This window comes from Mycolicibacter hiberniae (assembly GCF_010729485.1).
GTDB classification, from domain to species: domain Bacteria; phylum Actinomycetota; class Actinomycetes; order Mycobacteriales; family Mycobacteriaceae; genus Mycobacterium; species Mycobacterium hiberniae.
In genome coordinates, this window is sequence record NZ_AP022609.1 from 364,933 (window position 1) to 388,012 (window position 23,080).

Below are 23,080 nucleotides of genomic sequence, written 5' to 3' on the forward strand. Positions count from 1 at the left end.
GAGGCGTGGCATGCACCCATTCCGGCAGGCCGTCGAGGCCGGCGACGCCGCGGCCATCGAAGCGCTACTGGCCGATGATGTCGTGTTCACCTCTCCGGTGGCGTTCAAGCCTTACCAGGGCAAGCCGATCACCGCGGCCATCCTGCGCGCAGTGATGCGGGTGTTCTCCGACTTCCGCTACGTGCGGGAGATCGCCGATTCCGCAGGACGCGACCACGCCCTGTTGTTCGAAGCGTCGGTCGACGGCAAGAAGATCAGCGGATGCGACTTCCTGCACAGCGACGACGACGGCAAGATCGATGACTTCGTGGTGATGGTGCGTCCGCTGTCGGCGGCGACCGTTCTGGCCGACGCCATGGCGCAGCAGTTCGAGCAGATCACCCGGGAGGCCGCCGCGAGCCTCGACGGCGGCGCAGCCTAGCCAGGGCCGATCGCGGCGGTCGCATCCGGAGGCGCTGTCGGCGCGCTCACCGGGGCGGCCGACCCACTATCGTTCGGTGCAACGGGCGGAGTCTCCGATGGGCTGACGGCACAAATGGGGCGTCAATTGTCTTCGGAGACCGGTCGGTTCACTTCGTTGAGGATGTCGTTCGCGCTGCCGCTTCGGTTCACCCCGAGGCGCTGGGCCCGGGCATCGAGCTCGTGGTGGGCGTGTTCGGGGGTGTAGCCGCGGGCGATCAACACCCCGATCGCCTGATCGATCAGCGAGGCCGCTGCGAGCCCACCGGGCGCGGATTCGGCCGTGGGCAGGGCGCGGTGCTGATCCAGAACGAACTCGGTCAGGGCGAGGCCGGTCAGCCAGGCGAGGTCGGCGGCCAGGTCGACGAAAGCGCCGGGGTTGCCGGCGTAGAGGATCAGCACCGCGAACGGCCCCGCGATGCCGTCGGACACCGCCGGAGTCATCGGTAAGCGCAGCGAGGTGACGATGTCGCCGAGCTCGGTCCCCGATTCGAGCACGGTGAAGCTGGATTGACGACCGACGGCAGTGATCATCACCGTCAGACCCAGATACGAACCCACCGCGAGTTTGGTGTTGCCCGCCAACTGGCGCAGCGTGTCGGTGAGGTCGAGGTCGGGGTCGTCCAGGATTTCGGTCAGGGCCGCGAGATCGGCAGCCAGCGCCGCGGTGATGTCCACAAGGGGTGGTGCTCCCCATTGACGCCCCGAACGCCGATCTTTCGGTCCAAGCCGAGTGCCGCAGGTCGCGACTGCCCGGGCGCAATATCTGACCACGGATCAGGGATCCGGGTCTAACAGTGCCTATATCTAACGCTACGCGCGGTCATGGTCCGGTGCGGCGGGCGCGGGCGCGGCGCACCGCTTCGTCGACGATGCTTCGTGCAACCACCGCCAGTTTGATGTTCTCGGTCTGGCTGATCCGGCGCAGCCGGTCGAACGCCTCTTCGGCGGTTCCTCCGGAACGGGCACGCAGGATACCGATGGCCTGGTCGATGACCGGGCGGGTCGACAGTGCGGTCTGCAACTGCGCGGTCAACGTCCGGGCCTGGTTGAGCACGTGCGCGTTGTGCACCGCCACGGCGGCGGGAACAGCGAACCGTTCCCCGAGCTCGGCGGCGCGTTCGGTGAAGGCGTCCTTACGGTGCGCGTAGACGTTGATGGCACCGACCACCTGGCCGGGAAGCAGCAGCGGTAGCGACAACACGCTGTGCACACCGAGACGTCCCACCCGGGGCCCGAACCGCGGCCAGAGCTTCTCGCCGCCCAACGACCCGGATCGCACCGTGCGGTGCTCCAACGCGGCGGTGATGCAGGGTCCCTCGTTGACCTCGAAGTATTGGATCTCGTCGATCTGCTGTACGAAAGTGGCGCTGGCGGCCAGAACCTCGACCCGGTTATCCGGGCGATTACTGCACAGCAACGTCAAACCCGCGCCGTCTGCGGCTGGAATGGCCTGTACCGCGTAAGTGGCCACGCGGGCCAGGAGCTCCTCAAGTCCGAGCGAATCGGCCACCAGATTGGCGAGATCGGCCAGCCCGGAACGCAGGTCACCAACGTCCGCGTCGGTGCTCTCTGCAGTCGACGTCAGCCGGCTACCGGGGTCGGACTTGTCGGTAACGACCGCGCCGTCATCTGCTGAAACGCGGCAAACTCACGCTGAAATTCTAGTGCCGCCGGCCGGAGTAGTCCATGTCTCCTGTCGCTCTCGGAGGCACGTTGACGGCGGTGCACCGCCGCGATCGCTGTCTTGAGCCCGCGGTGGCGCCCGGTCGCCGGGTCGGTGTCGACGAAGTCGGTGGCCAGTCCGGCGAACATTCGCTCGCTGCGGGTCTCGGGGGCGTCATCGGAGGGATCACGCAGATAGCGATCCGGCAGCGACAGCTTGGCGATGGTGCGCCACGTCTTGCCGTACTGCGTCAGGAACGAACCGGTGGTGTAAGGCAGGTCGTAGTGGTCGCAGATCTGGCGCACCCGCACCGAGATCTGGTGCAGCCGGTTGCTCGGCAGGTCGGGGTACAGGTGATGTTCGATCTGGTGGCAGAGGTGGCCGCTCATGAACCGCATCGCCGGACCGGCGTTGAAATTGGCGCTGCCCAGCATCTGGCGCAGATACCACTGACCGCGGGATTCGCCGATCATGTCGGTCTTGCTGAATTTCTCTGCGCCATCGGGAAAATGTCCGCAGAAGATCACTGCGTTTGCCCAGACGTTGCGGATCACGTTGGCCAGCAGATTGGCCTTCAGGGTCGTCGCGTAGGTCGCCTTCGGTGACAGCGAGGTGAGCGCGGGAAACGCGACATAGTCTTTGACCACCTGACTGGCGGCTTTGGACACGAACCGGCGAGCCTTTCCGAGGGCGTTGCTGCGCTCCGCGCCGCCCTTGGCGATGTTGCCGAATTCGATGGGTTGCAAGCCGATTCCCCACTCGAATCCGACCGCCAGGATAACGTTGAACAGCAGGTTGCCGATGTTGCTCGGATGCCAGGGCTGGTCACGAGTTACCCGCAGAGTGCTGTAGCCGACGTCGTCGTCCATTCCGACGATGTTGGTGTACATGTGGTGGCGAAGGTTGTGGGTGAACTGCCAGTGCTTCGACACGCCGGCCATGTCCCACTCCCAGGTCGAGGAGTGGATCTCGGGGTCGTTCATCCAGTTCCACTGGCCATGCATGACGTTGTGGCCGATCTCCATATTCTCGATGACCTTCGCCAGCGCGACGGTCAGTGTTCCCGTCCACCAGCCGAGATTCTTCGAACCAACGGTCAGCATGAGGCGGCCGACCACTTCGAGGGTGCGTTGTGCAGCGATAGCACGCCGGATGTAGCGCGCATCCCGCTCGCCAAGGGAATCCTCGATGTCCAGCCGGATGGCGTCCAGATCAGCGGCCAACGAGTCGATGTCGGAGTCTGTCAGGTGGGCGAAGACCGAAATGTCAGTGATCGCCATAGCTTTCCCCTTTCGGCGGCTTTCGGCCGGACGAGCGGGCAGTCGCTAAATGCATGTGGATGCTTCTGGCGGTTAGTAGTAGTGGCTACGCCCGCCGACTGCGTGGCCCATCCGACCCATTAGGGCCAAGAGCAGCCCGACGACAAGAAGGACGACGCCAATGACCACGCAGATATGGGCATAGGCAAAGGTGGGAACCAGGGCGGGCAGGAGGAGCCCGAGGACGATGAGGATCACTCCGAGAGCAATCATGGTGTTTGCCTGATTTCTGCGTAGGTGTGTTGCGCGGAGTATTGCGGGGTCAAGTCTTGGAGACGTCATGAGCAACTCGAATCGCCCGATCGGCATGGATGGCCTCAGCGGACTAAGGGAATGAGCGAGCTGTATGCCCTGCATCGACGGCATTGTCGGATGGATATCGGGATGTGCGGCTCGAAATCAAAACTCATCGAAATCGGCGGCGTACAGCCGAACTCGCTCCCGCACTGGCTGAAGGGCTCAGCACCAATGACACTACACCCTTTCTCCTTTTCGCGGGCGGCAGGCGAGGCCGGGCAGTGCGATCCGGTTAACTGGGGCGACTCCGCGTGTGCTCTGGCGCTCGGGCCGAATCGGCGTAGGGTTGTTGGCAGCGGCGGTACCTCTGTACATGCATGCGGTCTTTTCAAGTCCCGTCATCGCCGGAGATTCTGGCCAGCTAGGCACATGAGATGGGAGCGTCGTCATGGCGCGACAGCAGACGACCCGCAAGAGCCCCGATAACTCCACCTCCCCGCTGCGGACGCCGCGATTGCGCTTGAAGCGCAAAGCTCCGCAGAGCGGATACGTCGATGGTGCGTGGTGGCCTCGTACCGATAATCTCGCCGTGGAGCTGCCTGACCTGCTGGCTGTACTCTCCGTTCGGTTGGGCCGCATAGGCCGGGTCTTATATAAATTGAATGAATGGGCGAGCGCGCCCAGGAGACTCGTCATTGACAGGCGACCGGTACGGCTGGATGGGTACCGGCTTCAACCGACCGGCACTGTTGAAGTCCTGGGGCTCAATGGCGAGCGTCTCACGTTGGCAGTGGTTCCCGCACGCGCCGACCCGAGCGACGCGCACGCCACCATGATGACTGCAGCGCAGCCGAAAAATGATGTGAAAGTGAGCGATCTGCTTACGCTCAGTGAGCGCGCCCGGGAGCGCAACAATCTGGCAGTTGGCGCTCTTGATCGCTGGGAATCAGAAGGGGGGAACTGAGGCATCCCAGACATCCTTGATTCGGCGACGCCCAGTCGTACGGTGTTCAGCGGCCGTCGGGGTCCTGCCATAGCAGGCTGACCCGGTCGCGAGGAGGCAGATGAGTACGGCCAGGGTTACCTCGTGTTTGATGCGAGTAACGCATCTGGACCATTCGGTAAAGTTCTACTGCGATGTATTCGATTGCGATGTAGCTATTTACGAGCGCGATGCGGCACTTCTTTTGACTCCGAACGGTTTTGAGATCTACCTGCGCGCACATGAGGCGTCCAGGGCAGCTGGCGTCACCAACGTCGGTGTCGAGCAGTTCATGTGGTCTGTCGGCAGCGAGGAGGAGCTGCAGCGGATTGAACAACGTATGCGTCTCCACGATCCGAGCGCGTACTCGAACACCGTAGGTGAGATCAGTTTCGTTGATGGTGCCGATCCGGATGGCATTCGGGTGCTGGTTACCTATCCGACCCCTCACCAGCTACCACGTGAGGTCATCGACCGACGGTTCCGGTAAAGCCCGGTTAAGATCACCTCCGAAAAAGATGCCGAAATGGATCGAGGCCACCGGGCCCAGCGAAGATTACCGCTCCACGGTTTTGAGGTGGGCAGCTACGACGAGGATCGCCGATGCAGGATGCACGGATCTGACGTAGCCGCTGGCGCCGACCTGTTTGTTCGGCGCCGGCGGCTTCACGCGCTGCGCGAGCAGGCTCCAGTGGTTGCGATGGTTTCGCTTGGCGGAGCTCTCGGGGCGAGCGCCCGCTACGGCATCATGCTGGCGTGGCCGACCCCAATCGATGGATTTCCTTGGGCGACAATGGCTATCAACATTACTGGGTGCGGGCTGATGGGTGTGTTGATGGTGGCGATCACCGAACGGTGGGTCGGGCATCGGCTGCTGCGCCCGCTGCTGGGCACCGGTGTGCTGGGCGGTTACACGACGTTCTCCGCGTTCGCCGGCGATGTAGACGCCCTCGTCAGCGCTGGCTATCCTGCTCGGGCTTTGCTCTATCTGCTCAGCACTCCGGTGGCGTTGCTGATCACGACGTGGGCCGCCGCAAGCCTCACGCGACGTCTGATCGCCGGGAGGGCATCATGAGCCAACTCACCGGACCGGCGTTGCGTCTGACCGTGTTCGTCGGTGGGAGCGACACCTGGCATCACAAACCGCTGTTCAGCGAGATCGTGCATCGGGCGCACCGAGCCGGTCTGGCCGGTGCGACGGTGTTCCGCGGAGTCGAAGGTTACGGCGCGTCCTCGGCCATCCACACGACCCGGCTGCTGTCGATGTCGGAAGATCTACCGGTCGCGGTCATCATCGTTGACTCCCCCGAGCAGATCCGTGCCTTCCTGCCGGAGCTGGACGAGCTGGTCACAGGGGGCCTCATAATGCTCGACGAAATCGAGGTCGTCCGGCACATCGGCCGAACCGTCGATAGCCGATGACCTGGCTGCTGGTCGCCGCTGGCGCCGCGGTGGGGGCGCCGCTGCGGTATCTGACCGATCGATTCGTCCAGGCGCGCCACGACACCACATTCCCGTGGGGAACGTTCATCGCCAATATGCTCGGCAGTCTGATCCTAGGGGTGCTCACCGGCTCAGTAGGCGGCGGCGATGAGCGCTTGCAGTTGTTGATCGGTACCGGTCTGTGCGGGGCACTGACCACCTACTCTTCCTTCTCCTACGAGACGTTGCAGCTGGCCGGTGCCGGGGCACGGCTGTATGCGGTCACCAATCTGGTGCTCACGGTGACCTGCGGTCTGGGCGCCTATTACGCAGGCGGCTTCGCCGCACAAATGGTCTGGGTGTGATAGGTCTCGGGGTTATCCGACGCCGCTCAACGGCTATCAGGACGAGGTGCCACAATCGAGCTGGCCGTGTCCAACGACGCCCCACGGAACCACCACAGGAGTAGCAATGTCGTTCTCGGTAGAGCTCAGCGATGACGTGATTGAGGTGCGGGACTGGGTTCATCAGTTCGCCGCTGAAGTTGTCCGCCCCGCAGCCGCCGAATGGGACGAACGGGAAGAGACGCCGTGGCCGGTGATCCAGGAGGCGGCAAAGATCGGGCTGTACTCGCCGGAGCTTTTCGCTACCCAGGCCGCCGAACCAAGCGGAATCGGCATGCTGACGGTGTTCGAGGAACTGTTCTGGGGCGACGCCGGCATCGCGCTGTCGATTCTGGGCACCGGGCTTGCTGCTGCGGCGCTGGCGGGCAACGGAACTCCCGAGCAGCTGGGCCAGTGGTTGCCGCTGATGTTCGGTACCGCCGATGACCCCAAGGTCGCCGCATTCTGCTCCTCGGAGCCCGACGCCGGATCGGATGTCGGGGCCATTCGCACCCGGGCCCGCTTCGACGAGACGACCCGTGAATGGGTGCTCAACGGCACCAAGACGTGGGCAACCAACGGCGGAATCGCCAACGTGCACATCGTTGTCGCCTCGGTGTACCCCGAACTCGGCTCACGCGGGCAGGCCACGTTCGTCATCCCGCCAGAGACTCCCGGTCTGGCCCAGGGGCAGAAGTTCAAGAAGCACGGCATCCGGGCCTCGCACACCGCCGAGATCGTGCTCGACAACGTCCGGCTGTCTGAGGACATGATCCTCGGTGGCCGGGAGAAGTTCGAGGAACGCGTCGCCCGGGTCAAGGCCGGTGCATCGGCCAGGGGGCAGGCAGCGATGAAGACCTTTGAACGGACTCGGCCCACGGTTGGCGCCATGGCGGTCGGAGTGGCCCGGGCCGCCTACGAATACGCCCTCGAATACGCCTGCCAGCGGGAACAGTTCGGCCGCAAGATCGGCGAGTTCCAGGCCGTCTCCTTCAAACTGGCGGATATGAAGAGCCGTATCGACGCCGCTCGGCTGATGGTCTGGCGGGCCGGCTGGATGGCGCGCAACAACAAGGCGTTCGACAACGCCGAGGGTTCGATGGCCAAGCTGTTCGCCAGTGAGACCGCGGTCTATGTCACCGACGAAGCCATCCAGATCCTGGGCGGCAACGGCTACACCCGGGACTACCCGGTCGAGCGGATGCACCGCGACGCCAAGATCTTCACGATCTTCGAAGGCACCAGTGAGATCCAGCGGCTGGTCATCGCCCGGGCCCTGACCGGCCTGGCTTTGCGCTGACCGTCACTGGCCCGGCGAGCTCCTCAGGCCGGGGCGCGGACGAAGGGGAACCGCGGGCAGTCGGTTTTAGTGTTGCCGGAGCTGGCCCGACCGCAGTCGGCGCCACAAAAGAACCGGAATTCACTAAGCTCCTTCCGGGGCAGAATTTCATCCCTTCGGCGTCGCCGAGTTGCCCTTCGGTGTCACCGAGTTGACGGTTGGCCCATAGGGCGTCAGCGCCACCCGCGATTTTTGCTCTGGTGCAGTACCAGAGCCCCGTCCACGACGCCGCCGTGAGCGTCGCGCGCCGTTTCAAGTGTGAGGCGGCCCGCCCGCAGGTGGTTCGACCGCCCGCGGTGCGGGCGCGCCGCGGGCGCCGCGGAGCGCGGGAAAGGTTGCCGCTGGCGTGAAAAGTGGTCACCGAGAGCGTCAAAGCGTGGACGTTTGTGGTTGACAGGTGCCGAGCCTATGTTTACCGTGGGCCTTAACCTACGGAACCGTAGGTTGGGCTGGGGGGCCAACTGAGGGCCACAGTTCTTTAGGGAGGGGACTAGAAGCATGGTGAACGTCCAGACGGAGCTGCTGCACGAACTGGAGCCGATCGTCGAGCAGAACCTCAACCGCCACCTCGAAGCGGCCAAGCCGTGGTTGCCGCACGATTACGTGCCGTGGAGCCGGGGGCGCGATTTCGCCTTCCTCGGCGGACAGGACTGGGTTCCCGAAGACTCGCCCTTGGACCCGGTCGCCAAAGCCGCATTGCTCGTTAACTTGCTGACCGAGGACAACCTGCCGTCGTACCACCGGGAGATTGCCACCACCTTCGGTCGCGACGGGGCCTGGGGTAGCTGGGTGGGCCAGTGGACCGCTGAGGAGGGCCGTCACAGCATCGCGCTGCGCGACTATCTCATCGTCACCCGCGGGATCGACCCGGTGAATCTGGAGAACATGCGGATGCGCCACACCATCGCCGGCTACGACTCCGGCGGCAAGAACATGCTGCAGGTGCTGGCCTACGTGTCGATCCAGGAACTCGCCACGCGGGTCTCGCACCGAAACACCGGCAAAGCCTCCGGGTGTCCTATCGCCGACCAGTTGCTGGCCCGGGTCGCCCTGGACGAGAACCTGCACATGATCTTCTACCGCAACCTGCTGCAGGCAGCCTTCGACATCGCCCCGGACGACACCATGTGTGCGATCCGTGACGAGGTGCTCGGCTTCGCGATGCCCGGGATGAACATGCCCGGCTTCCAGGAGAACGCCGTCATGATCGCCAAGGCCGGTATCTACGACCTGCGCATCCACCACGACGAAGTCGTGCAGCCGGTGTTGCGATTCTGGAAGGTCGATGAGCGCAACGATTTCGGCGAGGCGGGGGAGCAGGCGCGTGAGCAGATCGCCGGCTACATGAAGATGGTCGACGAACGTGCCACCTACTACGAGGAGAAGGCGAAGGCGCGCGAGGGGGTTTCCGCCTAGGCGGGCTCTGCACCCTGCTTGATCGCGCCCTGCTTGATCGAGGTGTAGTAGGTGGTGTCGGCCATCGTCACCGCCCCGGCATCGCGCTCCGGCGTGGGACGCCGGTACTGCGCCAACAGGTCGGCCAGGCTTTGGCCGGTCGATGCCCAGCCCAAGGGGGCCAGGTAGGCGGCGACGTCGTGGCGGTCGCCTTCATACCCGAGTTCGGAGAACTCCAGGTCGAAGCCGTGCTCCTGCCACTTCTCGGTGGCGCTGCGCATCGTTTCGCGGGCCTGCTCCTGTTCGGCCGCGGACAGGTTCGGGATGGCCTCGGTGGCCAGTCGGCTGCCGTCGGCGCTCAGCGCGGTGAGATTGTCCAGCAGCCGGTCTTGTGCCTGCGGCGGCAGATAACCGAGCAGTCCCTCGGCGATCCATGCGGTGGGCTGGGTGCGGTCGAAACCCGCCGCGATCAATGCGGCCGGCCAGTCGTCGCGGAGATCGACCGCCACGGCGCGCCGATCCGCGGTCGGCTCGGCGCCCAGGTCTGCCATCGTCGCGGCCTTGAAATCGAGCACCGCCGGCTGGTCGATCTCGAAGACCGTCACACCGTCGGGCCAGGTCAGGCGGTAGGCGCGGGCGTCCAGGCCTGATGCCAGGATCACCAGTTGGCGAATCCCGTCCTGCGTGGCGCCGGTCAGGAACGCGTCGAAAAAGCGGGTGCGGGCGGCCATCGCGTCGGGCATCTGACCGAGCTTCCAGGCGGAGTCGTGGTCGTCAAGGTCGGTGCCCTCCAAGTCGCCGGCGGCCCACCTGGTCAGGAAGTCGACACCGACGGCGCGCACCAGTGGTTCGGCGAAGCGGTCGTCGATCAGCGGATTCTCGGCTTTGGTGGCGATGGCCCGGGCGGCCGCGACCATCGTCGCGGTGGCTCCGACGCTGGTGGCCAGGTCCCACGTGTCGTTGTCGGTTCGTGCCATGGCGTGCTCCTCGAAGTGGCTGGTGAGACTATTTAGTTAGTCTAGCAAGTAATTAGTTTGATTAACAAACATCCGGGCGTGCCTGATCGCCGCTACCGGCTGCCGCGGACCGTCGCCGGCTAATGCAGGGTCAGGTAGATCAGCGCGATGTTGAGGCTGCCGATCACCGCCGTGACGGCCCAGCCCAACGCGGAGGTGAGCTGCCCGTTGGCGTCGTCACCCATCAGGGTGCGGTCGCTTGTCGCCCGGATCAGCGGCACCAGTGCGAACGGGATGCCGAAAGACAGCACCACCTGTGAAATCACCAGCGCCCGGGTGGGCTCGAGGCCGGCGGCGAGGATTACCAGCGCCGGGATCAACGTGATCAGCCGGCGCCACAGCAGCGGGACCGACACCCGCAGCAGGCCCGCCATGATCATGGAGCCGGCATAGGCGCCCACCGAGGTCGAAGCCAGGCCAGAGGCCAGCAACCCGACCGCGAAGAACAGCGCGACCATGGGACCCAGGGTGTTGGCCACCGCGGCGTGCGCTCCCTCGATGGAGTCGGCGTAGTCCAGTCCGCGCAGATTGTGGGCGGCCACGACCAGCATGGCCAGGTTCAGCGAGCCGGCCACCAGCATGGCCAAGCCGACGTCCCACCGGGTCACCCGTAAAAGTCGGCGTCGTGCCGAGCCGGGCTCCGGTCGGCCGTGCCGGTCGCGGGCCAGGCCCGAGTGCAGGTACACCGCGTGGGGCATCACCGTGGCCCCCAGGATCGCGGTGGCCAACAACACGCTTTCAGCGCCGTCGAAACGGGGCATCAGGCCGGCGGCGACATCGGCCGGCGCCGGCGGGGCGACCACCAGACTGGCCAGGAATCCGATGGCGATGATGAGCAGCAGCCCGCTGGTCACCTGTTCGAACATTCGCGGTCCGCGCCGGTCGCCCACCATCAACAGCGCTATCGACACCGTCCCGGTGATCAGACCGCCGAGCACCAGCGGCAATCCGAAGATCAGGTTCAGGGCGATCGCGCCGCCCACCACCTCGGCCAGATCTGTTGCCATGGCAACCAATTCGGCCTGCAGCCAATAAGCGATGCGCACCGGCGTACTGCTGCGGGCGCCGATCACCTCCGGCAGTGAATTCCCGGTCACCAATCCGAGCTTCGCCGACAGGTACTGCACCAGGCCCGCCATGGCGTTGGCCGCGACGATGACCCACACCAGCAGGAACCCGTACTTGGCTCCGGCGCTGACATTGGCGGCGACGTTGCCCGGGTCGACGTAGGCGATGGCCGCGACGAAAGCCGGGCCGAGCAGCGCCCAGCCCGGCTTGAGTCGCACCGCGGTGTCTGCGGCCACCGGCGCCCTTTCCGTCCGACGAACAGAAAAGTCAGGGTAGCCGGAAATCCGGCGGAGCGTCCGCGCTCAGCAGGCGCGGTAGAGGCCCCTGCCGGTGATCAGTGGAAGGTCCAGGGTGGTCCGAATACCCGGCTCGGCCGCCACCACCGCCGGAATCGCGTTGACCACCCGCATCGCGGTGGCCACCAGACCCGCGTGGTTGTGGTCGCCGTTTGGGCTCGACAGACACAGGTCCAGGGCGTAGGAGGGCTCGCCGGTCACCTCGACCCGGTAGGACCCCCCGGGCTGCGCCGGCTGCGGCCACTGCGGACACAGGTCTTCGCGCAGCCGCGTGACGTGCTCGAGCACCACGGCGGCCCGGCCGTCGACCATGCCGCGCACTTCGAAGCGCAAGGCAGCGGCCGTGCCCTTCGCGATGGCGCCGGAGGCGATGGTGAAGTCCTCCGGCGCGGGCACCCGGGTGTGGGACTGCTCGACCGCGTCGAGTTGCAGCCCCAGGCCGGCCGCGAGCTGGCGCACCACCGAACCCCACGCCAGGCTCAGCACGCCGGGCTGCAGCAACATCGGTGTTTCGTCCATCGGCTTGCCGAAACCCATCACGTCGAACATGACGGCGGCGCTGTCATAGGTGGCGTAGTCGACGATCTCCATGCAGCGGATCTGCTCGATGCTCTGGCAGGTGCCCGCCAACGCCAGGGGCAGCAGGTCGTTGGCGAATCCCGGATCGATGCCGTTGACGAACAGGCTCGAACCGCCTTGCCGCGCGGCGTCTTCGATCGGGGTGAGCATCTCCGGTGGCAGCACGTGCCACGGGTACTGCAGGAACACCGCGCTGCTGCCCACCACGTTGATGCCGGCGCTCAGGATGCGCTTGAAGTCATCGAGCGCTTCGAGGAGCCGGTTGTCGGCCAGAGCCGTGTAGACCACACAGTCGGGCTTGGCGTCGAGCACCTGCTGCAAGTCGGTGGTCGCGGTCACGCCCGTCGGCGTGCTCACCCCGGCCAACTCCGCAGCGTCTTTGCCGGCCTTGGCATCCGAGGACACCCAGACGCCGGTCAACTCGAATTCCGGGTTGATGATCAGTGCCTTGAGCGCATGGACACCGACATTGCCGGTGCCGATCTGTGCCACGCGAACGGTCATGGGTCAGTTCCTCACAGGTCCGGGACGGGCAGATCGAGGTTCGGGAAGGTGAGGCCGCCGTCGACCTCGAGCACTTTGCCGGTCAGGTAGCTGCCGGCCGGTGAAGCCAGGTACAACGCGGCCGCCGCGATGTCGTCGGGGTCGCCGAGCCGACGCATCGGTGTGGCCTTCTCCATCGGGGCGCGCAGCGCGTCGTTGGACGCCACGACGTCCAGCGCCGAGGTCAGGATCGATCCCGGTGCGATGCCGTTGACGCGGATCTTCGGGCACAGATCGAGTGCGGCCAGCCTGGTGTAGTGCGCCAGCGCCGCCTTGGCCGTCCCGTAGGCGGCGAACCCGCGTCCGGCCACCCGCCCCATGGTGGAGGTGATGTTGATGATCGAGCCCGTGCCGGAGTGCTCCAGGATCAGCGGCACCGCTGCGACCGTCAGCGCATGCGCCGTGACGACGTTGAAGGTGAACGCGTCCCTGAGGTCTTTGGTCGACGTGGTCAGCAGGGTGTTGGGCATCGTCCCGCCGACGTTGTTGACCACGATGTCGAGCCTGCCGAACGCCTCGACCGCTTCGCCGGCCAGCTTTGCCGTCTCTTCGGGGTGGGCCAGATCGGCGACGACGATGTGCGCACGACGCCCCGCCGCCTCGACTCGTTGCGCGACGGCCTCTAGTTCGGATTGGGTGCGCGAGGCGATGACGACATCCGCGCCCGCCTCGGCAAACGCGACCGCGATCGCAGCGCCCAGTCCTCTGCCGGCACCTGTGACCACCGCTGTTTGATTGTCAATTCGGAACTTGTCGAGTATCACCGCGCAACGCTAACAAGGATCGGCGGTGGGCTGAACCCCTTCTTTGAAACACGTTCTAATTCGACGGCTGGCGCCTCGGCGGCGGGCGCCGGGGCTAGGTTCGCGCCGCCTTCTTGGCCGGGGCCTTTTTGGCGGGGGCCTTCTTTGCGGGTGCCTTCTTCGCGGGTGCCTTCTTCGCGGGTGCTTTCGCGGCCGGTGGCTGTTCGGCGGCCGAGCGCTTCTTCACGCTGGCCTCCAGCTTGGCCAGCAGGTCGGAGACATCCTCGGTGGCATCCAGCTCCGCGGGCTGCTCCTGCGGGGTGAACGCCTCATCGCCTTCGAGCTTGGCCGCGATCAGCTCCTGCAACTGCTCCTGGTAGGTGTCGTGGTAGCGGTCGGGGTCGAAGTCATCGGCCATCGAGTCGACCACCTGCCCGGCCATCTTGAGCTCGGCCGGCTTGATCTCGACCTTGCCGTCGAGCGCCGGGAAATCCGGATCGCGGATCTCGTCCGGCCACAGCAGGGTGTGTACCACCATCACCTCGCGCTTGGAGAAGTCCTTGACCCGCAACGCCGCCAGCCGGGTCTTGTTGCGCAGCGTGAAGTGGACGATCGCCACCCGGTCGGTTTCGGCCAGCGTCTTGGCCAGCAGCACATAGGATTTGATCGACTTCGATCCGGGTTCCAGAAAATAGCTGCGGTCAAAAAGCATCGGGTCCAAATCGGCGGCCGGCACGAACTCGAGCACCGCGATCTCGTGGTCGCGTTCCTCGGGGAGGTTCGCGATGTCGTCGTCGGTGATCACCACCATGCGGCCGTCGTCGGACTCATAGGCCCGCGCGATGTCGCTGTAGTCCACGACTTCGCCGCACTCCTCGCACACCCGCCGGTAGCGGATCCGGCCGTGATCCTTGGCGTGTACCTGGCGGAACTTGATGTCGTGGTCTTCGGTGGCGCTGTAGACCTTGACCGGCACGTTGACCAGACCGAATGCGATCGAGCCCTTCCAGATGGAGCGCATGAGGCCAGTATGCCCACGCCAGAGTGCCCATAACCGGCATTGCCACGACGTAGGTTGGCTGCATGGCCGCTGAGTCCGTCACGACACGGGTCACGCTGACCAACGCCGAAAAGGTGCTCTACCCCGCGACGGGCACCACCAAGGCCGAGGTCTTCGACTACTACACCCGCATCGCCGAGGTGATGCTGCCGCACATCGCAGGACGCCCGGCGACCCGCAAACGCTGGCCCAACGGTGTCGAGCAGAGCTCCTTCTTCGAAAAGCAGCTGGCGTCCTCAGCGCCGGGCTGGCTGGCTCGCGCCGACATTCAGCATCGCTCCGGCATCACCACCTATCCGGTGATCGAGGACCTCGACGGGCTGGCCTGGATCGCCCAACAGGCCGCGCTGGAGGTGCACGTCCCGCAGTGGCGGTTCGAAGCGCAGTGGACGCACGGCGGCCGCGTGTTCAAGCCCGGCCCGGCAACGCGACTGGTCTTCGACTTGGACCCCGGCGAGGGCGTCACCATGAGTCAGCTCGCCGAGGTGGCGCGCGCCGTGCGTGAGCTGATGGCCGAGTTGAGCCTGCCCACGTTCCCCCTCACCAGCGGCAGCAAGGGAGTGCACGTCTACGCCGCCCTGGACCCGCCGGTGAGCAGCGCCGGTGCGGTTGTCTTGGCCAAACGCGTTGCGCAGCAACTTGAAAGCGCGATGCCCACGCTCGTCACCGCGACCATGGCCAAGAAGCTTCGTGCTGGGAAGGTGTTCCTGGACTGGAGCCAGAACAACGCCTCCAAGACCACCATCGCCCCGTATTCGCTGCGCGGCCGCGATCACCCGACGGTTGCGGCCCCCAGAACCTGGGCGGAGCTCGACGACCCCGACCTGCGGCAGCTGCGCTATGACGAGGTGCTGCAACGCGTCGCCCGTGACGGCGATCTGCTGGCCGCCCTGGACCGCGCCCTGCCGGCCCAGGATCGGCTTGACGTCTACCGGTCCAAGCGCGATGCGCGCCGGACCCCCGAACCGGTGCCGGCCACGGCGCCGGTGCCGGGCGGCGGCAACAGCTTCGTCATCCAGGAGCACCACGCGCGCCGGCTGCATTACGACTTCCGGCTGGAGCGCGACGGCGTGCTGGTGAGTTGGGCGGTGCCCAAGAATCTTCCGGAGACGACAGCGGTCAACCATCTCGCGGTCCGCACCGAGGATCATCCCCTGGAGTACGGCAGTTTCGAAGGCACGATCCCCAAGGGCGAGTACGGTGCCGGCACGGTGCGCATCTGGGATTCGGGCACGTATGTGACCGAGAAGTTCGAGGACCCGGCCGGGGAAGGGGCCGAAAAAGGAGAGGTGATCGTCGTGCTGTCCGGCAGCCGGATCTCCGGGCGCTACGCGCTGATCCGCACCGCCGGCGACCAGTGGCTGGCGCACCGGATGAAAGACCAGCAGGCATTCACGTTCAGCGAACTGGCCCCCATGCTGGCCACGCACGGCTCGGTGACCCGGCTGGACCCGAATCAGTGGGCCTTCGAAGGCAAATGGGACGGCTACCGGCTACTGGTCGAAGCCGAGAACGGCGAGGTCCGGTTGCGTGCCCGCAGCGGCCGTGACGTCACCGCCGAGTACCCGCAACTGCCGTTTCCGGCCGAGGACCTGGCCGAACACCACGTCGTCCTCGATGGTGAACTGGTCGCGCTCGACGACCGCGGCGTCCCCAGCTTCGCCGCGATGCAGAACAGCGCCCGCGCCGCTCGCCTGGAGTTCTGGGCCTTCGACCTGCTCTATCTCGACGGCCGCCCGCTGCTTCGCGTGGCCTACCGGGATCGGCGACGCCTGTTGGAAACACTCGCCCAGGGAACAGGTCTCGTGGTCAAGGAGCTCCTGACACCCGATGGCGCCAAGGCCCTCGAGCAGTCGGGCCGCCTCGGCTGGGAGGGCGTGATCGCCAAGAGATGGGATTCGCCGTATCGGCCGGGTCGCCGATCTCCGGCCTGGATCAAAGACAAGCATTGGCAGACCCAGGAGGTGGTGATCGGCGGCTGGCGGGCAGGGGAGGGCGGCCGCGGCGGCGGAATCGGATCGCTGTTGATGGGGGTGCCCGAAGCCGACGGCCTGCGCTTCGTGGGACGGGTCGGCACGGGGTTCACCGAGCGTCAGCTGGCGGCATTGAAGGAGATGCTGGAGCCGTTGCGCACCGGCGAATCCCCGTTTCGGGAACCCCTGGCGCGGCCCGACGCGAAAGGCGTCACCTTCGTCGAACCCACCGTGGTGGCCGAGGTGCGCTACAGCGAACGCACGGCCGATGGCCGGCTCCGCCAGCCCAGCTGGCGCGGGCTGCGTCCCGACAAGACCCCCGGCGAGGTGGAGTGGGAGTGAGGTGTCGAACCGATCGGCGCCGCTGAGGAACCGGACGGCTTTGGCGCCTCCGGTGCTCACTCGCGTGTATGTCTCAACTCGCGACGGGACGTGACCCCGAGCTTGCCGAAGATCCGGCCGAGATGCCATTCCACCGTCCTGGGGCTGATGAACAGATGGCTGGCGATCTCAGAGTTGGTGTACCCGTCGCCGGCGAGTCTGGCGATGTAGCTTTCCTGCGACGTCAGCTTCCCCGGTTTTCTGGCATCGTGTTGCTTGCTCAGGGGCTCGCCCGCCGCATGGAGTTCGCGCTTGGCTCGCTCGGTGAAACCCTCGGATCCCATTTCGGCGAACAGCCCGTGAGCGATGCGTAACTCGGCTCGTGCTTCGCCTCGGCGGTTCTCCCGCCGCAGCCACTCACCGAAGATCAGGTGCGTACGCGCGGACATGACCTTCAACGGTGAGCGTCCCAACTCCCGAATTGCGATCCGGTACTCGTTCTCGGCAGCGGGACCGTCGGCGGTCAAGGCTTTCGCGCGGGCGGCGTATCCGAGAGCAGTCGCCGTGGGAGTCGTTCGTGACCGCTCGATCAATTGTGCTGCAGCCGTTTCGGCGACATCGGTGCTTCCGGCGCGGACGGCCGCTTCGACGGTCTCGTTCAGGAGGTGGCCATACATGCCGATATCGTCGTACTCCATTGCCGCCGAGCACTGTTCGAGCGCCTTTTCGTAGTTTCCGATCCCGTTGTACAGGACGGCCAGCGAGAAAAGCACCAAGGTGATCTCGCTGCCCTCGCCCCGGGCGGTCGCGTCGCGGACAGTCGTCCGTGCGATCTCTTCTGCTCGAGCTTGCTGCCCGCGACAAGCGGCGAGATAGATGTGGATGGAGCGTTGCTGCGGCGCGCCAGTGGCAGCAGAGATGGTCTCTGCCTGCGCCAACAGGTCGGCGGCTTGTGCGAAGTCGCCCGCGGTGACACATACACCCGCATACGTGGTCAATGCCGCGGGCAGGACGGTCAATTCACCGGCCGCGCGCAGTAGCTCGAGTTGGCGCGCATTCAGGGAGTTGTAAGTGTCCTGGGCGAACAGGTCGAGTAAGACGCGCAGGGTGATGTCGTGCAACCGCGGGTCTGCAACACCGGCGTTGTCTTCCGCAAGATACTGCTGTATTGCTCGCTGGAGCACCGGCGCCGCTGCTGCGTGTCCGTCATCGATGCGCAGGACGATTCCCTCGAGGAAGAGATCTGCCGCAGTGGCGGGGCCCGACCTCGGTGGCAGCTGCCGCACCGATCTGACTATCGTCGCCGCAGATGGCGCTTCCCCGGTGCAGAGGCGCCCGACGATCATCGTTGCCATCAGCGCGCCGAGGTAGGCGTCGCGGGCGAAGACCGGATCCAGTGGCCGCAGCTTTCGGGCTGCCGCCAGCAACAGCGGAGGCGCGTCTCTGCCCCGCCGGGTCGCAAACGCAACGTTGGCGCGTAGCAGATCTGCCCGCGCACTCAACAGTTCGTCGTCCGCTCTGTCCACCGCGGACAGGAGTCGGATCGCCGCTTCTGGATCACCGGCGTCCAGCTTCGCCCGGGCAGCTTCGAGTGCCCGGTCGGCGCGACGGAGGGGATCGGGAGTCAGTTCGACGGCATAGGCCAAGAATGCGGCTGCGGCGGCGGCACCACCACGGCAGCGCGCCCGTTGCGCGGACACCACAAGCTCGACAGCAACGCTCTCATCGGGTGTGGGCGTGGCGTGGGCGTGGTGCCAGGCGCGGTGTTCGGTATGCGTGGGGCCGGATATCACGTCCGCCAATGCTGCATGAACCTGCCGGCGTTGAGACGCGGATGCATAGTGGTAGACCGCCGATCGCACCAACGGGTGGCGAAAGCGCAGGCGGGATTCGACGGTGACCAGGCCGCTGCGCTCCGCGGGAACGGCCGCGTCGGCGCCCACCCGGAGCTTCTCCGCGGCGGCCCACAGCCAGGTGGGGTCGCCGGTCGGCTCCGCAGCCGCGATCAGCAGCAGCGTCTGTGTGGTCGGGGGCAGCGTGTGTAGGCGCTGACTGTACTCGCGCTCGATTCGACCGGCTATCGACGCTGCGGCCGGCAGGCCGTAACCGCCTGCCAGCGCTGTGGGCGCTATCGACTGGCGAAGGTCCAGTAACGCCAAGGGGTTTCCGTCGGCTTCGCCCAGGATGTTCTCCCGGACCCGCTCATCTAACCGGCCCGGCATCACCTGCGACAGCAGTACGCCGGCGTCGGCATGCGCGAGCCTGGTCAGGGTCAGCTCGGGTAAGCCGTCCAATTCTTCAGGTGCGCCCGGAACGCGGGTGGCAAAGATCATCACCACGGGGTCGGCCAGTAGTCGTCGTGCGGCGAATGTGAGCGCTTGCAGTGACGCTCGATCGACCCACTGCGCGTCATCGATGATGCAGGCGGTCGGCCGCTCGGCGCCCGCCTCGGCCAGCAGCGACAGGGCCGCCAGGCTCACCAGCAGGCGATCCGGGGCGGTACCTTTGCCGAGTCCGAGGGCGATTCGCAGTGCGGACCGCTGCGGGTCAGGCAAGACGGCGATATGGGCAAGAATCGGGCCACACACCTGCTGCACGCCGGCGTAGGCGAGTTCCATTTCCGTCTCGGCACCGCTGATCCAGACAGTGCGTAGTCCGTCCGCCTGCGCCACCACCTCGGCCAGTAACGCACTCTTGCCGATGCCGGCCTCGCCGTTGATGACCAGCACGCCGCCTTTGCCGGCTCGGGCACGGCCGCACAACTGCGCGAGCTGCCGCTGTTCGTCTTGCCGGCCGATGAGCGTTGTGCTGCCCATGCTGGTGATCCTGACACGTCCGGAAGCCACCGGCGACCGAACTGCGCCGGTAGGAGTCGGGCTGTGAGCGCCCCCGGGTTGTCACATCCCGGGGTTTCTACGGGGTCGGCGACCAGGGTGCGCGGTGTCAGATAGGTAATCGCGGTGCCCGCAGAGATCGACGAGAGGAGTCAGTGATGGTCAGCGGCAAGACAGTCCATGAGGTGACTTATGACCTGCTCCGGTCTCTGGGCTTGACCACGATATTCGGCAACCCCGGCTCCACGGAGCAGACCTTCTTGCAGAATTTCCCGGACGACTTCACCTATGTGCTGGGCTTGCAGGAGGCGTCGGTGCTGGCGATGGCGGACGGGTTCGCTCAATCCACCGGCAACGCCGCGCTGGTGAATCTGCACACCGCGGCCGGCACCGGTAACGCGATGGGCAGTCTCGTTGCGGCGTATCGGGCGAACACCCCGATGATCGTCACGGCAGGCCAACAAACCCGCGAAATGTCCTTGTGCGACCCGTATCTGAACAACCCCGATGCCACGCTCATGCCACAGCCGTGGGTCAAATGGTCCTACGAGCCTGCTCGCGCCGAGGATGTTCCCGCAGCATTCATGCGTGCGTATGCGGTGGCCACCCAGCCTCCCGCCGGGCCGGTGTTCTTGTCCATCCCACTCGACGACTGGAACAAACCGGCGCTCGGTCCGGCCGTGGTGCGGACCGTCAGTCGCCGTGTGCAGCCCGACGAACAGCGGCTGCGCGCCTTCGCCGCCAGGATCAGCAGCGCTCGTCGACCACTGCTGGTGCTGGGACCGGAGGTGGACCGTGCCGGCGCCTGGGCTGCCGGCATCGCCTTCGCTGAGAAGCTGCGCGCGCCGGTCCGCGGCGGTCCGCTGTCGGACCGGTGCTCGTTCCCCGAGGATCATCCCCTGTACGGAGGGCCGCTGCCCCTGACGATTGCGGGCGTGAGCGAGGTGTTGACCGGCCACGACCTGGCAATCGTGATCGGCGCTCAGGTTTTCCGCTACTACCCGTTCGTCCCCGGTGATTACCTGCCCGCGGGCACCGATCTCCTGCAAGTCACGGCGGACCCGCACCTTGCCGCGACGGCACCGGTGGGTGACAGCCTGCTCGGTGACGCGGGCGTCGTACTCGAACAACTACTGGACCTCGTCGAGATGCCCCGTGACCGGCAGGCGTCACCGGGGTTGCAAAGACCCTCGAGTGGGGATCTGCCGGCGGCATCGGCGCCATTGTTGCCCAGCGATGTCTACGCTGCCCTCAGTACGGTCAAGCCCGACGACGCTGCGGTCGTGATGGAGTCGACATCCACTCTGGCGGACCTCATCACGTGGTGGCCGACGCGCAGGCCGGGGAGCTTCTTCGCCACCGGCAGCGGCGGTATCGGCTGGGGAGTGCCGGCGGCTGTGGGAATCGCGCTCGGAGATCGAGCGCGCGGTGTGAAGCGGACCGTTGTCGCGTCGATCGGCGACGGTTCTTTCCAGTATTCGATACAGGCTCTCTGGACAGCGGCACAGCACAGCCTCCCCATCGTGTTCGTGGTGCAGCGCAACGGTGAATACGCGGTCCTCAAATCGTTTGCGCTGCTGGAAGAGACTCCCCACGTTCCGGGTATGGATCTGCCCGGACTCGATATCTGCTCCTTGGCAAGGGGTTTCGGCTGCCGTACGGCTTCGGTGGAGGACGCCGAAAGCTTGGTTTCGGAATTCAAGGCTGCCCTGGAAGCCGACGGCCCCACCGTTCTGGTGGTACCCACCCAGCCGCAACTGCCATTCCTGGGTTAAGACGTGCCGGTCTACACGTGCACCACGCCGCAATCGACGCTGAGCGTCGAGACGAAGGCTGAGCTGGCCGCCGAGATCACCCGGGTTCACTCCATGATCAACCATGTCCCCGGTACGTATATCAACGTCGTGTTCCATGAACCGGCGCCCGAGAACGTGTTCACTGATGGGAAGCCTGCACGGCCACTGCTGATCAACGGCTGGGTTCGGACCGGACATCCCGCCGCGCAAAGTAGTCAGTTGGTCGCTGAGATCGCCTCAGCGGCGACCCGCATCACCGGGATACCGGCCCGGATGGTGTTGGTGGTCATCCAGAACAGCCCCGCGCATCTCGCCATCGAGGGAGGAAGGGTGTTACCCGAGCCGGGCGAGGAAGAGGCGTGGCTGGCAGAGCAGGAGGGTACCGAGTCGGATGAGTCCTGACACTGAGCAAACCGCGGTGGTTGCTGTGGGTGTTGCCTTGGAACAATTCGCCGGGGCAGTCGCGAACCACGGCGACGTCACCGTGATCGACGGTCAGATGCCGGCTCGATCCGGCGGCGAGACGATGAAGGACGTTGCGGGCTACGACACCAAAAGGCTCTACATCAGCGGTCACGGCGCCTTCGGTGCCCTGACCTCGTTGATTTTCAAGGTGACGGTGAAACCGTAGCCGCGGGGCTCAACCGGCGGGGCGTCGGATGCTGCGTTCGGGCTCGTTATGGGTGACGATGGACCGGTGCGATGGGTGACCTATCGAAGCGAAGACGGGCAGCGTACCGGCGTACTCAACGGCGACGTGATCCATGCGGTGGCGCCCGGCGTGACATTGTTGGAGCTGATCCGGCTCGGCCCGGACGGGCTGCACGAGGCCGGCGAGCGGGCGCTGAGCGCACCGGCGGCGACAGAGCGGATCTCGGCGGTGTCGCTGATGGCTCCGATACCGCGCCCGCCGTCGATCCGCGACAGTCTGGGCTTCTTGGACCACATGCGCAACTGCCTGGCGGCCACCGGCCGAAGCCCCGTCCTCGACGACGCGTGGTACCGCATCCCGGCTTTCTACTTTGCCTGCCCGGCAACGGTGCTGGGTCCCTATGACGATGTCTCCATGGCCCCCGGCAGCGTCTGTCAGGACTTCGAACTGGAGATCGCCGCGGTGATCGGCACCGCCGGGGCGAACCTGTCGGTGGCCCAGGCGGAGCAGGCCATCATCGGCTACACCATTTTCAACGACTGGTCCGCGCGGGATCTGCAGGCGCAGGAGGGAGTTTTGGCGATCGGGCAGGCCAAGGGCAAAGACAGCGGTGTGACGCTTGGGCCCTGTCTGGTCACGCCCGATGAGCTGGAGCCCTACCGCAGCAACGGCAGGATCAGCCTGCAGGCCACCGCGACCGTCAACGACGTGATCGTGGGAACCGGATCGACCGGCGCCATGGACTGGAGCTTCGGCGAGATCATCAGCTACGCCGCCCGTGGGGTTCCGTTGGAGCCCGGTGACGTCTTCGGATCGGGCACCGTACCCACCTGCACGCTGCTGGAGCATCTGGACCCGGCTGCGCCGCAACAGTTTCCAGGATGGCTTGGTGACGGCGACGTCGTGACCCTGCAGGTGCAGGGCCTGGGGGAGCTGCGCCAGACGGTACGGGCCAGCGCTGCGCCGATACCGCTGGCGGAGCGCCCGCGGCCCGCGA

General features: G+C 65.9%; 22 protein-coding genes and 1 pseudogene. 13 read left to right on the forward strand and 10 right to left on the reverse strand.

Annotated features, from left to right (window positions below; genetic code table 11):
- Nucleotides 1-10: 10 nt before the first annotated feature.
- The gene (locus G6N14_RS01760) at nucleotides 11-421 is read left to right on the forward strand and encodes a nuclear transport factor 2 family protein (RefSeq protein WP_085135026.1); all 411 of its coding nucleotides are present in this window, start codon (nucleotides 11-13) and stop codon (nucleotides 419-421) included.
- 122 nt (nucleotides 422-543) lie between these two features.
- Here G6N14_RS01760 and G6N14_RS01765 read toward each other — a convergent pair whose 3' ends face one another.
- From G6N14_RS01765 to G6N14_RS20695, 4 genes are all read right to left on the reverse strand, one after another.
- Complete coding sequence (locus G6N14_RS01765; RefSeq protein ID WP_085135027.1) at nucleotides 544-1,137, reverse strand: ANTAR domain-containing protein; 594 nt, start codon at nucleotides 1,135-1,137, stop codon at nucleotides 544-546.
- 145 nt (nucleotides 1,138-1,282) lie between these two features.
- Complete coding sequence (locus tag G6N14_RS01770) at nucleotides 1,283-2,047, reverse strand: GAF and ANTAR domain-containing protein (RefSeq protein ID WP_085135028.1); 765 nt, start codon at nucleotides 2,045-2,047, stop codon at nucleotides 1,283-1,285.
- The gene (locus G6N14_RS01775; protein WP_085135029.1) at nucleotides 2,044-3,405 is read right to left on the reverse strand and encodes a fatty acid desaturase family protein; all 1,362 of its coding nucleotides are present in this window, start codon (nucleotides 3,403-3,405) and stop codon (nucleotides 2,044-2,046) included. Before G6N14_RS01775 ends, G6N14_RS01770 begins: the two co-directional genes overlap by 4 nt.
- A 72-nt stretch (nucleotides 3,406-3,477) precedes the next feature.
- The gene (locus G6N14_RS20695) at nucleotides 3,478-3,657 is read right to left on the reverse strand and encodes a DUF6131 family protein (protein WP_085128337.1); all 180 of its coding nucleotides are present in this window, start codon (nucleotides 3,655-3,657) and stop codon (nucleotides 3,478-3,480) included.
- Nucleotides 3,658-4,129: 472 nt separating this feature from the next.
- Between G6N14_RS20695 and G6N14_RS01785 the strand changes: the two genes are divergently transcribed.
- The 7 genes from G6N14_RS01785 (at nucleotide 4,130) to G6N14_RS01815 (ending at nucleotide 9,223) form a co-directional block, all read left to right on the forward strand.
- Nucleotides 4,130-4,645: a DUF5994 family protein gene (locus tag G6N14_RS01785; RefSeq protein WP_085128338.1), complete on the forward strand. Its 516-nt coding sequence runs from the start codon at nucleotides 4,130-4,132 to the stop codon at nucleotides 4,643-4,645.
- Between the two features lie 100 nt (nucleotides 4,646-4,745).
- Nucleotides 4,746-5,153, forward strand: a complete 408-nt coding sequence (locus tag G6N14_RS01790; protein ID WP_085128339.1) for a VOC family protein — start codon at nucleotides 4,746-4,748, stop codon at nucleotides 5,151-5,153.
- 87 nt (nucleotides 5,154-5,240) lie between these two features.
- On the forward strand, nucleotides 5,241-5,738 hold the full coding sequence (locus tag G6N14_RS01795) for a fluoride efflux transporter FluC (RefSeq protein ID WP_234808851.1): 498 nt from the start codon (nucleotides 5,241-5,243) through the stop codon (nucleotides 5,736-5,738).
- Nucleotides 5,735-6,085, forward strand: a complete 351-nt coding sequence (locus G6N14_RS01800) for a putative PII-like signaling protein (RefSeq protein WP_085128341.1) — start codon at nucleotides 5,735-5,737, stop codon at nucleotides 6,083-6,085. Before G6N14_RS01795 ends, G6N14_RS01800 begins: the two co-directional genes overlap by 4 nt.
- Nucleotides 6,082-6,450 carry a fluoride efflux transporter FluC gene (locus G6N14_RS01805; RefSeq protein WP_085135030.1) on the forward strand — a complete coding sequence of 123 codons (369 nt, stop codon included), beginning with the start codon at nucleotides 6,082-6,084 and terminating at the stop codon, nucleotides 6,448-6,450. Before G6N14_RS01800 ends, G6N14_RS01805 begins: the two co-directional genes overlap by 4 nt.
- Nucleotides 6,451-6,556: 106 nt before the next feature.
- Nucleotides 6,557-7,768 (forward strand): acyl-CoA dehydrogenase family protein, encoded by a 1,212-nt coding sequence (locus G6N14_RS01810; protein ID WP_085128343.1) that lies wholly within the window; start codon nucleotides 6,557-6,559, stop codon nucleotides 7,766-7,768.
- A 537-nt stretch (nucleotides 7,769-8,305) separates the two neighbouring features.
- Nucleotides 8,306-9,223, forward strand: a complete 918-nt coding sequence (locus G6N14_RS01815) for an acyl-ACP desaturase (protein ID WP_085128344.1) — start codon at nucleotides 8,306-8,308, stop codon at nucleotides 9,221-9,223.
- Here G6N14_RS01815 and G6N14_RS01820 read toward each other — a convergent pair.
- The 5 genes from G6N14_RS01820 to ku all read right to left on the reverse strand — a co-directional run bounded on the left by G6N14_RS01820 (nucleotide 9,220) and on the right by ku (nucleotide 14,468).
- On the reverse strand, nucleotides 9,220-10,179 hold the full coding sequence (locus G6N14_RS01820; protein ID WP_085135031.1) for a class I SAM-dependent methyltransferase: 960 nt from the start codon (nucleotides 10,177-10,179) through the stop codon (nucleotides 9,220-9,222). The genes G6N14_RS01815 and G6N14_RS01820 overlap by 4 nt on opposite strands.
- A gap of 119 nt (nucleotides 10,180-10,298) precedes the next feature.
- A complete protein-coding gene (locus tag G6N14_RS01825) occupies nucleotides 10,299-11,522 on the reverse strand; it encodes an Nramp family divalent metal transporter (RefSeq protein WP_085135032.1) in 1,224 nt (407 codons plus the stop codon).
- A 66-nt stretch (nucleotides 11,523-11,588) separates the two neighbouring features.
- Nucleotides 11,589-12,665: an NAD(P)H-dependent amine dehydrogenase family protein gene (locus tag G6N14_RS01830; RefSeq protein ID WP_085135033.1), complete on the reverse strand. Its 1,077-nt coding sequence runs from the start codon at nucleotides 12,663-12,665 to the stop codon at nucleotides 11,589-11,591.
- 11 nt (nucleotides 12,666-12,676) lie between these two features.
- On the reverse strand, nucleotides 12,677-13,468 hold the full coding sequence (locus G6N14_RS01835) for an SDR family oxidoreductase (protein ID WP_085135034.1): 792 nt from the start codon (nucleotides 13,466-13,468) through the stop codon (nucleotides 12,677-12,679).
- A 94-nt stretch (nucleotides 13,469-13,562) separates the two neighbouring features.
- Complete coding sequence (gene ku, locus G6N14_RS01840) at nucleotides 13,563-14,468, reverse strand: non-homologous end joining protein Ku (RefSeq protein WP_085135035.1); 906 nt, start codon at nucleotides 14,466-14,468, stop codon at nucleotides 13,563-13,565.
- A gap of 62 nt (nucleotides 14,469-14,530) precedes the next feature.
- Between ku and G6N14_RS01845 the strand changes: the two genes are divergently transcribed.
- The gene (locus G6N14_RS01845) at nucleotides 14,531-16,822 is read left to right on the forward strand and encodes an ATP-dependent DNA ligase (RefSeq protein WP_085135036.1); all 2,292 of its coding nucleotides are present in this window, start codon (nucleotides 14,531-14,533) and stop codon (nucleotides 16,820-16,822) included.
- A 56-nt stretch (nucleotides 16,823-16,878) separates the two neighbouring features.
- Here the strand turns inward: G6N14_RS01845 and G6N14_RS01850 are convergent, their stop codons facing one another.
- The gene (locus tag G6N14_RS01850; RefSeq protein ID WP_085135037.1) at nucleotides 16,879-19,617 is read right to left on the reverse strand and encodes an AAA family ATPase; all 2,739 of its coding nucleotides are present in this window, start codon (nucleotides 19,615-19,617) and stop codon (nucleotides 16,879-16,881) included.
- 176 nt (nucleotides 19,618-19,793) lie between these two features.
- Here G6N14_RS01850 and mdlC point away from each other — a divergent pair, with 176 nt between their 5' ends.
- The 4 genes and pseudogenes from mdlC to G6N14_RS01870 all read left to right on the forward strand — a co-directional run.
- The gene (gene mdlC / locus G6N14_RS01855) at nucleotides 19,794-21,410 is read left to right on the forward strand and encodes a benzoylformate decarboxylase (RefSeq protein ID WP_085135038.1); all 1,617 of its coding nucleotides are present in this window, start codon (nucleotides 19,794-19,796) and stop codon (nucleotides 21,408-21,410) included.
- 3 nt (nucleotides 21,411-21,413) lie between these two features.
- On the forward strand, nucleotides 21,414-21,833 hold the full coding sequence (locus tag G6N14_RS01860; RefSeq protein ID WP_085135039.1) for a tautomerase family protein: 420 nt from the start codon (nucleotides 21,414-21,416) through the stop codon (nucleotides 21,831-21,833).
- Between the two features lie 25 nt (nucleotides 21,834-21,858).
- On the forward strand, nucleotides 21,859-22,062 hold the full coding sequence (locus G6N14_RS01865) for a hypothetical protein (RefSeq protein ID WP_085135040.1): 204 nt from the start codon (nucleotides 21,859-21,861) through the stop codon (nucleotides 22,060-22,062).
- Between the two features lie 66 nt (nucleotides 22,063-22,128).
- A pseudogene (locus G6N14_RS01870) lies at nucleotides 22,129-23,076 on the forward strand (fumarylacetoacetate hydrolase family protein); the annotation flags it as partial.
- Nucleotides 23,077-23,080 lie beyond the last annotated feature (4 nt).

Coding starts and splice junctions, on each gene's coding strand:
- G6N14_RS01805 (WP_085135030.1), top strand. CDS start 6,082: ATGACCTGGCTGCTGGTCGCCGCTGGCGCCGCGGTGGGGGCGCCGCTG.
- ku (WP_085135035.1), bottom strand. CDS start 14,468: ATGCGCTCCATCTGGAAGGGCTCGATCGCATTCGGTCTGGTCAACGTG.
- G6N14_RS01760 (WP_085135026.1), top strand. CDS start 11: ATGCACCCATTCCGGCAGGCCGTCGAGGCCGGCGACGCCGCGGCCATC.
- G6N14_RS01810 (WP_085128343.1), top strand. CDS start 6,557: ATGTCGTTCTCGGTAGAGCTCAGCGATGACGTGATTGAGGTGCGGGAC.
- G6N14_RS01820 (WP_085135031.1), bottom strand. CDS start 10,179: ATGGCACGAACCGACAACGACACGTGGGACCTGGCCACCAGCGTCGGA.
- mdlC (WP_085135038.1), top strand. CDS start 19,794: ATGGTCAGCGGCAAGACAGTCCATGAGGTGACTTATGACCTGCTCCGG.
- G6N14_RS01785 (WP_085128338.1), top strand. CDS start 4,130: ATGGCGCGACAGCAGACGACCCGCAAGAGCCCCGATAACTCCACCTCC.
- G6N14_RS01775 (WP_085135029.1), bottom strand. CDS start 3,405: ATGGCGATCACTGACATTTCGGTCTTCGCCCACCTGACAGACTCCGAC.
- G6N14_RS01815 (WP_085128344.1), top strand. CDS start 8,306: ATGGTGAACGTCCAGACGGAGCTGCTGCACGAACTGGAGCCGATCGTC.
- G6N14_RS01830 (WP_085135033.1), bottom strand. CDS start 12,665: ATGACCGTTCGCGTGGCACAGATCGGCACCGGCAATGTCGGTGTCCAT.
- G6N14_RS01790 (WP_085128339.1), top strand. CDS start 4,746: ATGAGTACGGCCAGGGTTACCTCGTGTTTGATGCGAGTAACGCATCTG.
- G6N14_RS01845 (WP_085135036.1), top strand. CDS start 14,531: ATGGCCGCTGAGTCCGTCACGACACGGGTCACGCTGACCAACGCCGAA.
- G6N14_RS01800 (WP_085128341.1), top strand. CDS start 5,735: ATGAGCCAACTCACCGGACCGGCGTTGCGTCTGACCGTGTTCGTCGGT.
- G6N14_RS01850 (WP_085135037.1), bottom strand. CDS start 19,617: ATGGGCAGCACAACGCTCATCGGCCGGCAAGACGAACAGCGGCAGCTC.
- G6N14_RS20695 (WP_085128337.1), bottom strand. CDS start 3,657: ATGATTGCTCTCGGAGTGATCCTCATCGTCCTCGGGCTCCTCCTGCCC.